Origin of the sequence: Acidibrevibacterium fodinaquatile, from assembly GCF_003352165.1 — a bacterium.
GTDB lineage: Bacteria > Pseudomonadota > Alphaproteobacteria > Acetobacterales > Acetobacteraceae > Acidibrevibacterium > Acidibrevibacterium fodinaquatile.
This window is the reverse complement of record NZ_CP029176.1, coordinates 3127223-3140828: the sequence shown is the minus strand read 5'-3', so window position 1 is coordinate 3140828 and position 13606 is coordinate 3127223. Positions and strand designations below refer to the sequence as shown.

At 62.2% G+C, this 13606-nt stretch carries 7 protein-coding genes and 7 pseudogenes; 7 read left to right on the top strand and 7 right to left on the bottom strand.

What is annotated here, in order from left to right; translation table 11 throughout:
• Positions 1-88: 88 nt before the first annotated feature.
• Both DEF76_RS14965 and DEF76_RS14960 read left to right on the top strand, forming a co-directional pair.
• Positions 89-295: pseudogene (locus DEF76_RS14965) on the top strand (helix-turn-helix domain-containing protein); the annotation flags it as partial.
• Positions 296-404: 109 nt separating this feature from the next.
• A pseudogene (locus tag DEF76_RS14960) lies at positions 405-1084 on the top strand (transposase); the annotation flags it as partial.
• Positions 1085-1234: 150 nt separating this feature from the next.
• On the opposite strand, the gene istB reads toward DEF76_RS14960, so the two are convergent.
• Both istB and istA read right to left on the bottom strand, forming a co-directional pair.
• Positions 1235-1987, bottom strand: coding sequence for an IS21-like element helper ATPase IstB (gene istB, locus DEF76_RS14955; RefSeq protein WP_114912091.1), 753 nt, complete (start codon positions 1985-1987; stop codon positions 1235-1237).
• Positions 1988-2008: 21 nt separating this feature from the next.
• The gene (gene istA / locus DEF76_RS14950) at positions 2009-3526 is read right to left on the bottom strand and encodes an IS21 family transposase (RefSeq protein WP_408842839.1); all 1518 of its coding nucleotides are present in this window, start codon (positions 3524-3526) and stop codon (positions 2009-2011) included.
• A 191-nt stretch (positions 3527-3717) separates the two neighbouring features.
• On the opposite strand from istA, the pseudogene DEF76_RS14945 reads away from it, so the two are divergent.
• Positions 3718-4263, top strand: a pseudogene (locus DEF76_RS14945) (integrase core domain-containing protein); the annotation flags it as partial.
• On the opposite strand, the pseudogene DEF76_RS14940 reads toward DEF76_RS14945, so the two are convergent.
• Positions 4222-4809 (bottom strand): annotated as a pseudogene (locus tag DEF76_RS14940) (IS5 family transposase); the annotation flags it as partial. The pseudogenes DEF76_RS14945 and DEF76_RS14940 sit on opposite strands and share 42 nt — an antisense overlap.
• 97 nt (positions 4810-4906) lie before the next feature.
• Between DEF76_RS14940 and DEF76_RS14935 the strand changes: the two are divergent.
• From DEF76_RS14935 to DEF76_RS20000, 3 genes and pseudogenes are all read left to right on the top strand, one after another.
• Positions 4907-6273, top strand: a protein-coding gene (locus DEF76_RS14935; RefSeq protein WP_408842275.1) for an IS3 family transposase whose coding sequence is annotated in 2 segments (ribosomal slippage) — positions 4907-5242 and positions 5245-6273 — 1365 coding nt in all. Because the reading frame shifts where the segments join, the coding sequence is not laid out codon by codon here.
• Between the two features lie 6 nt (positions 6274-6279).
• A pseudogene (locus tag DEF76_RS14930) lies at positions 6280-6998 on the top strand (IS5 family transposase); the annotation flags it as partial.
• Positions 6999-7182: 184 nt separating this feature from the next.
• Positions 7183-8120: pseudogene (locus tag DEF76_RS20000) on the top strand (IS630 family transposase); the annotation flags it as partial.
• A gap of 439 nt (positions 8121-8559) precedes the next feature.
• On the opposite strand, the gene DEF76_RS14915 reads toward DEF76_RS20000, so the two are convergent.
• Entirely contained in the window at positions 8560-9606 is a 1047-nt protein-coding gene (locus tag DEF76_RS14915; RefSeq protein ID WP_114910744.1) for an IS110 family RNA-guided transposase, read from the bottom strand.
• Positions 9607-9746: 140 nt separating this feature from the next.
• On the opposite strand from DEF76_RS14915, the gene DEF76_RS14910 reads away from it, so the two are divergent.
• Positions 9747-10970: an IS256 family transposase gene (locus DEF76_RS14910; protein WP_114912983.1), complete on the top strand. Its 1224-nt coding sequence runs from the start codon at positions 9747-9749 to the stop codon at positions 10968-10970.
• A gap of 41 nt (positions 10971-11011) precedes the next feature.
• On the opposite strand, the pseudogene DEF76_RS14905 reads toward DEF76_RS14910, so the two are convergent.
• The 3 genes and pseudogenes from DEF76_RS14905 to DEF76_RS14895 form a co-directional block, all read right to left on the bottom strand.
• Positions 11012-11137 (bottom strand): annotated as a pseudogene (locus tag DEF76_RS14905) (transposase); the annotation flags it as partial.
• Between the two features lie 590 nt (positions 11138-11727).
• Positions 11728-12108: a cupin gene (locus tag DEF76_RS14900; protein WP_114912982.1), complete on the bottom strand. Its 381-nt coding sequence runs from the start codon at positions 12106-12108 to the stop codon at positions 11728-11730.
• 13 nt (positions 12109-12121) lie between these two features.
• Positions 12122-13606, bottom strand: a complete 1485-nt coding sequence (locus tag DEF76_RS14895; protein WP_114912981.1) for a 4-hydroxyphenylacetate 3-hydroxylase family protein — start codon at positions 13604-13606, stop codon at positions 12122-12124.

Below are 13606 nucleotides of genomic sequence, written 5' to 3'. Positions count from 1 at the left end.
GGCGTCATAAATTTGCGAAGGCGAAGTACCGGATGACGAACTGGCCGGAGTATGATGCGGCGCTGGTCCGGCGGAGCGACTTGACGGTATGGCTGCGGAGCGACCGTCAGAGTCTGATGCAGCTGCGCCCGGCCGCGGCTGCCGGGTGTCGCGGCAGCGCAAGACGGCGGCGGTGCTGCGGCTGCTGCGGGGCGAGGATCTGGAGACGGTGTCGCGTTCTCTCGGCATCACCGCCGCGACCCTGACGGCGTGGCGCGATGCATTCCTGGCGGCCGGGGAGGCGGCGTTGGTCACATGACGGGAGAGCGGCGAGGCGCTGGAGAGGGAGCGGCTCGAGGTGACCTGCCCCCCGAAAGCGCCCTCGCCGTGATGTAGAGTCTGCCCACCCTGAAGGAGCAGACGAGATGAGGAAAAGCCGTTTCACCGAGGCGCAGATTATCGGGATGATCAAGGAACAAGAGGCTGGCCTGCCGACCTCCGAGCTTTGTCGGAAGCATGGGCTGAGCCCGGCGACGTTCTACAAGCTGAAGGCCAAGTATGGCGGGATGGAGTTATCTGATGCCAAACGGCTGAAGCAGGTCGAGGACGAGAATACCAAGCTGAAGCGTCTTTTAGCCGACGCGATGCTGGATAACGTCGTGTTGAAGGATTTGCTGGGAAAACCCTGACGACGCCGATGCAACGGCGGGAGGCGGTGCAGCGGGCGATGCGAGGTCATGCGATCTCTCAACGCCGGGCCTGTGTCCTGGTCGGCGTCGCTCCGAAGACGGTGCGGCGCGAGCGCTCGCCCGACAATCCGGAGATCCGTGAGGAAATGCACAAGATCGCCGAAAAGCGTCGCCGCTTTGGCTACCGGCGCATCGGGATCATGCTGGCGCGCAAGGGCATGGTGATGAACGAAAAGAAGCTCTACCGCCTTTACCGCGAAGAGGGGCTGTCTGTCCGCCGCCGCCGTGGCCGCAAACGGGCGCGTGGCAGCCGGACGCCGATGCCTGTGCCGCTGCGCCCGAACCAGCGTTGGTCGCTCGATTTCCTGTTGGATACCTTCGGGGCCGGCCGCAAGTTCCGCATCCTGGCGGTGAATGTGCGGATTCCGATGAAGTCGGCCATGCATTCCAACTTGAAGCCGGCCACTGCTTCCGAACTGAAGCCGGCCGGGGTTCCGATTTGAAGCCGGCCACCTGAGCGTCTTCGGTTGGGTCTGGTTGAATGATTATCGTGTCCTTGTTTTGGGTCAAGTTCGGGCGTGGGCCGGTGCCGGATCGCGCTTTTTACGGAGGCTCTCGCCGGTGAGTTCGATGCGGTAGGCGTTGTGGACGAGGCGGTCGAGGATGGCGTCGGCGATGGTGGGATCGCCGATGATTTCGTACCAGCGCTCGACCGGCACTTGGCTGGTGATGATGACGGAGCGCATCTCGTGGCGGTCATCGATAATTTCCAGCAGATCGCGGCGTTGGTCCGCGTTCAGGGTCTCGGGGCCCCAATCGTCCAAAATCAACAGGTCGAGCCTGGCGATCTGGCGCAGTGTTCTGGCGTAACGGCCATCGGCGCGGGCCAGCGCCAGGGCAGAGAACAGCCGCGACACCCGGTGATAGGCGGTCGAGAGATCCTCGCGGCAAGCCTTCTGGCCCAGCGCGCAGGCCAGCCAGCTTTTGCCGACCCCGCAGGGGCCGGTAATGAGCAGATTATGCCGGGCGCGCACCCAGTCACAGCTGGCGAGTTTCAGGAACTGTGCCCGGTCGAGGCCGCGCGGGGCGCGGTAATCGACATCCTCGACGCTGGCGGACTGGCGCAATTTGGCCGCGCGGGCGCGGCTCTCGAAGCGTTTCTGCTGTCGCAACGTGGCCTCGTGCTCGAGCAATAAAGCCAGCCATTCGCCATGGGCCAAACCGGCAACCTCCGGCCGGGCGTCGAGGTCCTTGAAGGCTTTGGCCATGCCGTGCAGGCCGAGTTTGTGCAGCAGGTCGAGGGTCGGGTGGGTGAGCATGCTTGTTCCTTTCAGTGGAAATCAGTGAAAATATTCGGCGCCGCGCAGATTGCTGTGGGTCAGCACCGCCTGCGCCTCATCTGGCGGGCTGGCCGTCTGGTCGAGCTTGCTGGCGATGATCGAGGCAATGCTCTTGTAGTTGAACGCGCCAAAGGCGACCGCTCGGGCCGCCACCGCCTCGGCGCGCGGACGGTCCAACTCCTTGAACAGCCGCAGGATGCCAAGGCATGTCCGAAACCCCTGTTCCGGATGCGGCCGGTTGGCGAGGATGGCGATGATCAGCCCCTCGGTCTGCGGGCCGATCGATGCGCCCCATGAGCGGAACCGCTCCGGCGTCCATGCGGCGTAGCGCCGGTGCGCGCTCGGCATATGCTCAGGGGCAGTGCCGTGCCTTGGACCGCCATAGCGGCGCTGATGCACCGCGACCCGCTTGCCTTGGTGGAAGATCTCAACCATCCGCTCGGTGGCGCGGGTATCGACTTGCTGGCGGATCAGCTGATGCGGCACCGAGTAGAAAAAGCCGCAGACCTCGACATGATAATCCAGCGAGACGCGGGCAAAACCCCACTCCGCAAACTCATGGTCGGTCTCTGGCAATGCCGCCAAAGCCTGGCGTTCGATCGTCTCGAACAAATGCCGCCGGCTGACGCCGAGCCTGCGCATGACATGCGCGTTGATCCGCTCCACCATGCCGGCAATCGCCTGGTTGGCTTCAGCCAGAGAGAAGAAAGTCTGCTGGCGCAACCGGCCCAGAATGTAGCTCTGGGCAAAGCGGACACCGGCTTCCACCTTCGCCTTGTCCTTCGGGCGCCGCGGCCGGGCCGGCAAAACACCAACACCGTAATGCGAGGCCATCCGGCCATAGCTCAGGTTGATCTCTGGATCGTAGAACGACGCCTTGTTGACGCCGGACTTCAGATTATCCGGCACGATCAGCCGCGGCACGCCGCCAAAAAACCGGAACATGCGGCTATGCGCGCCGATCCAATCCGGCAGCGTCTGGGTCCAGCTCGCCTCCGCGTAGGTGTAGTTCGACGCGCCCAGCACCGCGACAAAAATCTCCGCCATGCGCACGATGCCAGTTGCGGGATCGGTGATGCCCAACTTTTTGCCGGAATAATCGACGAACACCTTGTCGCCCGCCCGGTGCTCCTGGCGCATGACCGGTGACAGCCGTGCCTCGAACTCCCTGAACAAATCGCAGAACCGGCTGTAGCTGTACCCTTCCGGATGCCCGGCGCGATATTCCTCCCACAGCACCATCAGGTTCACGCCCGGGCGCTTGAGCTCGCAGACCAGCTCGCTCCAGACCGGCTCGGCGCGCCGGCGCACCCCCCGCGGCGCGCCGCTGCGGGCAAACAGCCGCTCCTCCAAAACCGCATCACTGAGGTCGGCCGGCAACGGCCACGCCAGCCCCGCTGCCTGCGCCCGCTTCAGATTGTCCTGGATCGTGCTCCGCGCCACGCCCAGCATCCGCCCCATCGCCCTGGCGCTGATGCCGTCACTGGCCAGCCGTAAGGTTTGTCGTATCTGCCGCATCGTCAGCTCTCTCTTCGCCGGCATCCAGCCCTCCTCGTTGATGGTAACGAGAGGACAGTTGCCCGAGTTGCTGACCCAGCCGAAAACGCTGAAAAATCCCCGCCAGGTGGCCGGAATTAAATCGGAATGGTGGCCGGCTTCAAATCGGAACGCTGGCCGACATCAAATCGGAATCCCCGGCCGGCTTCCGTCGGAATCTGCAGGTGAATGACGATTGCTGCCGAGAAAATCTCGGCCTGATGGCCGACACCAGCATCTCGGGCGCCCGGGTGGCCCGGGAACTCGATGCCCTCGTCCGGATCTATGGGAAGCCCGTCTGCATCGTCTCCGACAACGGAACCGAGTTCACCAGCAAGGCCATTCTGAAATGGGCCAATGAGAACGGTGTCGAGTGGCATTACATCGATCCCGGCAAGCCGCAGCAGAACGGCTACATCGAGAGCTTCAACGCAAGCCTGCGCGATGAATGCCTCAACGAAGAGATCTTCGACAGCCTGGACGATGCCCGCCGCAAGCTGGCCCTGTGGCGCTACGACTACAACAACGTCAGGCCACACTCATCGCTCGCCAACCAGACCCCCGCCGACGCGCGCCGAGCGCTTGAGCAATCTGAGAGCCCGACTCGAATTTTAAATCTGACCGGCTTTCGCCCTCGCCAGCCTTCGCATGAGAAGGAAAGCCAAGGCCAATTGCAACTACGCGAGAGCGGATTCGATAGTCGCCTCGAAGTCTTTTGACAGACGGCGCGAGCGATTGATCCAGCCGAGCGTCCGCTCGACGACCCATCGTTTCGGCAGCACGACAAATCCTTTCACCTCTTTATCGGTTCGCTTGACGACGGTGATGGAAATACGGCTCGCCTCGAAGGCTGCGCGCTGGGCTTCATCACCCTGATAACCCCCGTCGACGAAGGACATTTTCACCCACGGGCTCTTGCGATGCACGGCTTTCAGCAGCGGCGCGAAAGCGTCGCGGTCCTGCACGTCGGCGGTCGTAATCTGGCATTCGATGGGCAGACCGATCGTGTCGACGGCGAGATGGCGCTTGCGGCCCTTGACCTTCTTGCCCGCATCGAAACCACGAGGGCCGCCGGCTTCCGTCGTCTTGACCGACTGGCTGTCGACGACAGCCGCCGTCGGCGCGGCTTGACGGCCTTCCGCCTCGCGGGCGTCCATCACCAGAACGCTGATGATTTGCGCCCACAAGCCGCTGTCGCGCCATGCGTAGAAGCGGTTTTGCACGGTCGTGAACGGCGGAAAATCCTTTGGCAGATATCGCCACGGGCATCCGCAGCGTGTCCCCCGTCAGCGCCCCTGAGACAAAACTGGCATCTTGAATAAGGGAGGATTTCTGGCTCATCTTAGCGACGAAGGAACATAGATGAGCCAGAAATCCTCGACTTTAAAACCACCCGCCGAGGCGGTGGTGCGTGACATTCGCCGCGCGACGCGGCGGCATTATTCGGCGGAAGATAAAATCCGCATAGTGCTGGAGGGGCTGCGCGGTGAGCACAGCATCTCCGAGCTATGTCGGCGCGAGGGCATTGCCGAGAGCATGTATTATTCCTGGTCCAAGGAATTCCTTGAAGCGGGCAAGCGCCGCCTGGCGGGCGATACAGCGCGGGAAGCCACCTCGGGCGAGGTAAAGGCGCTGCGCCATGAAGCCCAGGCCCTCAAGGAGGTGGTAGCTGAGCAGGCGCTCGAGCTGCGCCTGCTTAAAAAAAACATGATCGGGGCTGGGGACGGCCGCGAATGAGGTATTCCGCCCCCGAGAAGCTGGAGATCATCCGCTTGGTTGAACAATCACACTTGCCGGTGCGCCGAACGTTGGATCAACTCGGCATCCCCCGCCCGACATTCTATCGCTGGTGCGAGCACTATCGCGCTGGCGGGCCTGAGGCGTTGCACGACCGCCCCTCAAAGCCAGACCGCGTGTGGAACCGCATCGGCGATGACATGCGCAACAAGATCATCGAGCTGGCCTTGGATAAGCCTGAGCTCAGCCCGCGCGAGCTGGCCGTAACGTTCACAGATGCAGAAAGCTATTTTGTCTCCGAGGCATCCGTCTACCGGCTGCTCAAGGCGCACGATCTGATCACCTCACCAGCCTTCATCGTCATCAAAGCTGCCGATGAATTCAAAACCAAAACTACAGCGCCAAACCAGCTCTGGCAGACAGACTTCACGTATTTGAAAGTGATTGGCTGGGGCTGGATGTATCTCTCGACCATCCTCGATGATTATTCCCGTTACGTCATCGCCTGGAAGCTGTGCACTACCATGCAGGCCGAGGATGTTACCGACACGCTGAACCTCGCTCTCGACGCTTCAGGCTGCGCCTCAGCTACAGTCGCGCATAAGCCACGCCTGCTATCCGATAACGGGCCGTGTTACATCGCGGCCGATCTGGCCAAATGGCTGGAGCGGCGAAATATCGAACACATCCGTGGCGCGCCTTGTCATCCGCAAACCCAAGGCAAGATCGAACGCTGGCACGAGACGTTGAAAAACCGCATATTGCTCGATAACTATTACCTGCCGGGTGATCTTGAACGTCAGATCGCAGCCTTCATCGAGCATTACAATCACCGCCGTTACCATGAGAGCCTCGGCAACGTAACACCAGCCGATGCCTATCATGGCAGGGCCCAGGACATCCTGCGTCAGCGGCAACAAATCAAACGTCAAACTATCCAGCTAAGAGCCCCTTTCAAAACCGCTTGTACCTTGATTCAATTTGATTCATGAAGGGGCATGCCCGCGCCCCAACTCTCCGACAGCCTGTGGTCGATCCTCGAACCCTTGCTCCCTCCGCCGCGCCCGCGGCCAAAGGGTGGCCGGCCGCCGATCTCGGCACGCGCCGCGCTGACGGGCATTCTGTTTGTGCTACGCAGCGGCATTCCCTGGGAGATGTTGCCTCGCGAGATGGGCTGCGGCTCTGGGGTAACCTGCTGGCGGCGCCTGCGCGACTGGCAAGCGGCCGGCGTTTGGGAGCGGTTGCACCGCGAGTTGCTGCGCCGCTTGCAAGACGCCAACCGCATCGACTGGAGCCGGGCCGCGCTGGACAGTTCCGCCATCGCGGCAAAAAAGGGGGTGCCGCGACCGGGCCGAACCCGACCGATCGGGGCCGTCCCGGCACGAAACGCCACCTCGTCACGGACCGTCACGGTATCCCGCTCACGTTCGCCCTGACCGGGGCCAATGTGCATGACAGCGTGCCCTTCGAGCAGATGCTCGATGCGATCCCAGCGATCCGCGGCAAGCGCGGCCGGCCGCGGCGCAGGCCGAGAAAGCTGCACGCGGACAAGGCCTATGATCATCGCCGCTGCCGCCGCGCCTGCCGGCAGCGAGGCATCACGCCGCGCATCGCCCGGCGCGGCGTCGAGACCAGCGAGCGTCTCGGCCGCTATCGCTGGGTCATCGAACGCACCTTCGCCTGGCTCAATCGCTTCCGGCGTCTCACCATCCGCTACGAGCGGCGCATCGATATCCACAGCGCGTTTACAAGCATCGCTTGCTCCCTCATCGCCCTCCGGGCTCTGGAGGGAAGGTTTTGAAAGGGACTCTAATACCAACCTGAGGTTTCGTTGACTCGAATGTGAGTTGGTGCGGCTCGGGCGGGTATGATTCGCTGAGCTTCCCCGGAGGAGGCTTGCGATGACGGTAGCGATAACGCGTTTGGACTTGTCGGCTATGGCGCTGCGCGAGCGGGCGGCTCGTGCGACGGATGCGAAAGTTTCGAGGCGGCTGCTGGCGATTGCTCTTGTTCTCGAAGGCTGGTCTCGGCGCGATGCGGCCGAGGCTTGTGCCATGGACCGCCAGACGCTGCGCGACTGGGTGCACCGTTACAATGGATTGGGACCTGACGGACTGGGCGATGCGCCGCGCCGCAACGGACCGCCACCCCGATTGTCGGCTTCGCAGCAGGCGCAGATCGCGGCATGGGTCAGGCAGGGCCCGGACCTGGAGCGTGACGGCGTGGTGCGGTGGCGCTGTGTCGACCTGCAGCGACGGATCGAGACCGAGTTTGCGGTTACCCTGCACGAGACGTCGATCAGCCGACTGTTGCGGCGGCTCAAGTTCACGCGGGTCCAGCCGCGTCCGTATCATCCGAAGAAGGACGCTGCGGCACAGGACATTTTTAAAAAGACTTCGCTGGCCTGGTAGCGGCGGCGATCCCGGCCACGGCGGCCCGTAAGCCGATCGAGGTGTGGTTCGCCGATGAAGCCCGTGTCGGTCAGAAGGGAACCCTGAGCTATGTCTGGGCAGAACGGGGTTCCCGACCACTGGCGGTGCGCGACAATCGCCATGACTCCGCCTATCTGTTTGGTGCCGTCTGCCCAGAACGTTGTATTGGTGCCGCCATCATCATGCCGGCGGTCAACAGCGAGGCGATGGCCGAGCATCTTCGGGAAATCAGCACGCAGGTCGCGCCCGGTGCGCACGCCGTGCTGGTGCTCGATGGCGCCGGCTGGCATCAAGCCGGCGAACGTTTGCCGGTGCCCGACAACATCAGCCTGCTACCGCTGCCGCCCTATTCGCCAGAGCTCAACCCAGTCGAAAACATCTGGCAATTTCTGCGCAGCAACTTCCTAATACCATGTGTGGACATCAGGTAATCGCGGCGAGGACATAGATCGTCCATGATGCTGCGAGCCGGGCTTTGTCGTCCGGCGATTCACATCATGGGAGGCGGTTGGATGACCAGATTTGTTGGTTTGGACGTTTCACAGAAGCTGACGTCAATTTGTAGGTGGCGTCGTGAAGTGTGTGGAACGTATGGCCCGCCCCGCCTGCAAGTGATTTTTCCGATGGACTGGTCAGTCTGCGTCAACGTATCCGGCCTCAGAGCAAGCTCTCGACCAAGATGGAGATCCGCGCGCTCTGGTTCTCATAATTCTGTCGGCGACAAGTCCGCCATTCCACACATCAGATTTCCAGAACACCGATCGACTGTCAGGCCATCTTTCTTCCACCACCCGCAAACATCATGGACCGGTAGCCGATCATCATATCAGCACCGGTCGATTTCGGTCACACCGTCACACCAACGGCTTTGGCGTCAAATTTGTCGCCGTGACGTAAGACGGCCCACGCAATCCGTGCCAGCTTATTGGCCAATGCGACGACTACGGCGTTCTTATGCACCCTGGTGATCAGCCCCCGCAGCCATCCGCCGAGTGGCGTGGCGCTGGTCAGCAGACCTGGCAGGGCGGAGCGTGCACCATGGATCAACTGCTTGCGCAGATATTTGTTGCCGCGCTTGCTGATCCCGACAAGCCGGGGTCGTCCGCCTGTCGTGATCTGACGCGGCACCAAACCCAGCCAGGCGGCAAGATCGCGGCCATGACCGAAACTCTCACCCTTGCCGATCGCGGCGATCAGCGCGGTGGCGTTGACCGGGCCGATACCAGGGATCGAAAGCAGCCTGCGGGCCGCCTCATCGGCGCGGGCACGAGCAACAAATTCGTCGTCGAAAGCCTCGATCCGGTGATCCAGTTCGCGCCATTCCTTCCGCATGTCGGCAATGAGCGCTTGCGTTCGTGGAGACAACGCGATGCTACCTCCGTCGTTCTGATCGAACCGCCCCACCAGATATTGCGCGAGCTTGCTCCGCCCCTTTGGCACGGTAATCCCCCGTTCAAGAAGGATAGCGCGTAGCTGATTGATCAGCGCCGTACGTTCCACCACCAGGCGATCCCGCGCCCGATGCAACGTCTGCACGTCAAGCTGTTCCTCGCTTTTGAGATCTACAAAGCGCATCGTCGGCCGGGTCGCTGCTTCAGCGATCGCCTCGGCGTCCCGATCATCGTTCTTCTGCGCTTTCACATACGGGCGCACATATTCCGGCGACATCAGCCGGACCGTGTGACCCTGAGCCGCCAACAGCCGCCCGAGATAATGGGCGCCACAGCATGCCTCCATGGCGATCACACACGCCGGGATCTTCGCCGTAAAGGCCGTCACGCTGTCCGGCCGCATCCGGCGCCGTTTCACCACCGCGCCGCTCGCATCCAACCCCGCGAGACTGCAACTGTTCTTGCCCAGATCGATCCCCAATACCGCGATCTCTTTCGTCATGGCACTTTCCTTTCGCTGGCCCCAGCAGACTATACACCGCCGGGGGAAAGGAGCGGGCCATCCCATAATTCTGGGTGGCGTAATCTCCGGGTGAGTTCAACCACCAGACTCGGCGTTGTCGCGCCGATGGAGATCACGCCATGGAGAAGAATAGCACGGGAACGCCGGAAGCCAGCCTTTTTGATGGAGAGGGCTGGTTCGACGCGATTGAGGCGGGGGTGCGGGATCGGATCCGCGGGTTCATCGAGAACATGCTGGAGGAGGAGCTGACGACGGCGCTGGGGCGGGAGCGATATCGCCGTGGTGGCGAGGCAACAGGATATCGCCATGGTGTCCGTCATCGGCAAATCCTCGGCTCGTTCGGCCCGCTCGAGATTACGGTGCCGCGGGGGCGGATGCCGAAGCCCGGGGGTGGAACGGCGGAATGGCAAAGTGCCACGCTGCCTCGTTATGCCCGGATGACGAAGCAGGTGGAGGCGTTGATTGCGGCGACCTATCTCGCCGGCACGAACACGCGGCGGGTAAGGCGGGCATTGGGGGCGTTGTTCAAGGGGGCAGTGGGCAAGGACGTGGTCAGCCGCACGTGGAGAAAGGTCAAGGCGGACTGGGACGGCTGGAACCGGCGGAGCCTGGCCGACGAGGATACCGTCAGGCTGATCCTCGACGGCACGGTGGTGAAGGTCCGGCTCGACCGGAAAGCGACCAACATCTCGCTGCTGGTCGTTCTCGGCGTCCGCCGCGACGGGCAGAAGGTTTTGCTGGCGGTGAAGAACATGGGTGGCGAGAGCGAGGCCGCCTGGCGGGCGGTGCTCGATGACCTGATCGCGCGGGGTCTGCGGACGCCGGACCTGTTGCTGATCGATGGCGGTGCCGGCCTCGAACGCGCCCTGGCCAGCCTTTGGCCCGAGGTGCCGACCCAGCGCTGCACAGTCCACAAGCATCGAAATCTGCTCGCGCACGCTCCCGAGGCGCTGCACGAGGAGATCACGGCCGACTACAACGACATGATCTACGCCGATACCAGCGCCGAGGTGATGCGCCGGCGCCGGCTGTTCCTGGCCAAATGGCGCCTGAAATGCCGCGGTGTCGCCGACAGCCTTGAGGAAGCCGGCGATCGGCTGTTCACCTTCACCCGATTTCCCAAAAGCCAGTGGAAATCGGCAAGAACGACGAATGCGATCGAACGCCTGCACGAGGAGTTCAAGCGCCGGATCAAAACCCAGACCGTCCTGCCTTCGGCAGAGACCGCGGCGATGCTGTTCTGGTCATTGCTCGCATCCGGGCAGGTCACCATGCGCAAAGTCGACGGGTGGCAGAGCCTCGGAGAGCCACCCGCCTCAATGCCTCTTGATCTCGTCGCCTGACCTCGTCATGCTCCCCAAACCGGAGACGCCGCCAAAGGCAATTTCCACACAAACCGCGACGCCACCCTCAGCCCATGCTTCCGACAAAGCTCGGAGGTCGGCAGGCCAGCCTCTTGTTCCTTGATCATCCCGATAATCTGCGCCTCGGTGAAACGGCTTTTCCTCATCTCGTCTGCTCCTTCAGGGTGGGCAGACTCTACATCACGGCGAGGGCGCTTTCGGGGGGCAGGTCACCGGCCACCTCCCCCTCCATTCAGAAAGAGGCAACTCTACAAGTGGCCGGTTTTTGCCCCGCCACGCAGCAGTACTATGCCGCCGCTACATGGCCTACTTTTCCACCGCCGCGTACACCTGCTCGCGCAGCGCTTCCAAGGCAATCTTCGCCTTCAGCGCCGCATCAATCGTCCGTCTCTTCTTCGTCGTCATCATCCGCTCCGTCTATCACGACAGAACGGCACTCTTCCAACTACGCCCCCGGCCCCATTTTCCGGGTCCATCTCAATAACGCAGCCGGGCCCCGCCTCAACTTAAATTTGTGCAATGCAGCAAAGCGCCGCCCGCAATGTTGCGTTTCTGCCACGCGCTTGCCCTGTCACGGCGATGATGCGGCTGCCCTCTGTTCTTCTTTCGGAGAGCATCAGAAAATGTGGAGCGATCAGGCCAGCTTACCGGGACTCTGTCTGCTCCGTTACAGCCCACACTTCCTGATGCTCTCCAAGGTCACTGTCTTCATCACCAAAAATGTCGAACGTCGAGGTCAGACCGGATCGAAATAATGGATCTCAAGCAGGAGGCAGCCCTTCTCGGACTTGAACGGCCCGTGCGGTACGTGCGGCGGCCGGCAGGCGTAGGTGTGCGGTGCGAAGCTTTCACCGCCCTCGCCCCTCTCATCGTTGCCCACTGTCAGGTCGCCATACATAAGGTACACCTCCTCCCAGTATTCATGCGAGAAGGGCGCCGTCGTGTAGATACCGGGCTGGAACCGGAGAAGCCGCGTCCGCGTGCCGCGGCGGCCTTCCTCGTCGAGCCACCCGGAAAGGATTTTTTGCTCGATCCCGGCGGGATAGCCTTTAGGTACTTCCCATCCGGTATTCATATCGAGGGCGTAGAATTCGTCGTGCTGTTTGTTCACAGGCATCTGTGCGTTTTCCTTATTCCGCGGCTTGCAGGGTAAGCGCGTTGACCGAATCTTCCAGGGCGTAGCTGTCGAGCATATCTTGGACCAGCTTCTCCGCCGCTACCCAGTCGTAGGTGCGAAAGGAATGGCCCTTGGTCACGAAGGTTGCGCCCGCATAGAACATCTCGTACTGCTGATGGCGCGAGCCGAATTCAGAGCCGACGGCATCCCAGGCGAGCTTGTAGAACTTCACCTTCTCACGCGAATTGGCGGCAGGTGATTGCTGGGTCTTGTCGATCAGCGAGGCCATCTCTGGATTGGCGAAATCCGCGGCCGACGAGGGCAGCATGATCATCCCACCGCCCGCCAGTTCCCGTAGGGTGTTGAGGATCTTCGGATAAAGCTGTTGGGTCAGCGTCTGCGCGGCATAGAGCGTGTGGCTGTCGGGCACGAAGTAATCGCCCCGCTGCTTGCCCTTCGCCTCCATCGCCGAAACCAGCGCGTCCACCAACGCAGCGTTGGCTGCGAGTTCGCCCAGTGTCTCACGCACCTGCGGAAACTGGGTGATGCCGTTGGTCTCCGCCGTGCGATGCCCGAGGCCGACGAGGAAGCGCATTTTGATCGCGAGGCGGATCATCGCCTGGTAGTTCTGATAGACATGCGCGGGCGTCGCGTGAAACTGCTTCTGGCACATCTCGATGTCGCCATCGACGAAAACGCGCGACCACGGCACCCTCACGTCTTCGAAATAGAGGACCGCGTCGTTCTCGTCGAAGCGGCTGGCAAGCGGGTTGTCGAAGACCGACCGCGACGCCGCCTCGTAGGACTTGCGCGAGAGAATCTTCAGACCCGGAGTGTTCATCGGAATCGCGAAGGAGATCGCATAGCGCTCGTCCCCAGGGCGTAGCGGCTGGATGCAGGTCACGAAGACTTCGTTCGCGACTACCGCTCCGGTCGCCAGCATCTTGGCGCCGCGCACGGTGAGGCCCTCGTCGTCACGGTCGACCACGCCGAGGGTGAGGAAAGGGTCGGCCTGCGCGGCCGCGGATTTCGAGCGGTCCGCCTGCGGGTTGATGATAACATAGGTCAGGTAAAGATCATTATCGCGGGCATAGCGGTAGTAGTCTTCCAGCGCTTTGGCGCGCTTGGGGTCATGCGCTTCAAAGACGTCGCGGCCCATCTCCATCCCCGCGATGCAGGAGGCAACGTGATCTGGGGCCCGACCCATGAAGCCCGCGTGCAGTCCGGTCCAGCTTTCCAGCGCCGCGCGCCGCACCAGGAGGTCGTCATAAGACCGCGGCAAATGCCAGATCCGATTGGCGCGGCAGCCGGTCTCTGTCTCGTAGGTCATCAGCGCCTGGTTTGCAGGGGCGTTGGCGTAGTCAAACATCGCCGCCACAGATTTCACGACGTTGCGGAAGGCTGGATGGGTAGTGACGTCGCTCACATCTTGCCCATCGATGAATATCTGGCGTCCGTCGCGCAGGCTTTCTATGTGGTCTTGTCCTGATTTGGTCAT

Bases quoted from the DNA above. Each gene is read 5' to 3' on its own strand.
- istB (WP_114912091.1), bottom strand. From the start codon at position 1,987: ATGCTCACCCACCCGACCCTCGACCTGCTGCACAAACTCGGCCTGCAC.
- DEF76_RS14915 (WP_114910744.1), bottom strand. From the start codon at position 9,606: ATGACGAAAGAGATCGCGGTATTGGGGATCGATCTGGGCAAGAACAGT.
- istA (WP_408842839.1), bottom strand. From the start codon at position 3,526: ATGCGGCAGATACGACAAACCTTACGGCTGGCCAGTGACGGCATCAGC.
- DEF76_RS14900 (WP_114912982.1), bottom strand. From the start codon at position 12,108: ATGCCTGTGAACAAACAGCACGACGAATTCTACGCCCTCGATATGAAT.
- DEF76_RS14895 (WP_114912981.1), bottom strand. From the start codon at position 13,606: ATGACCAAATCAGGACAAGACCACATAGAAAGCCTGCGCGACGGACGC.
- DEF76_RS14910 (WP_114912983.1), top strand. From the start codon at position 9,747: ATGGAGAAGAATAGCACGGGAACGCCGGAAGCCAGCCTTTTTGATGGA.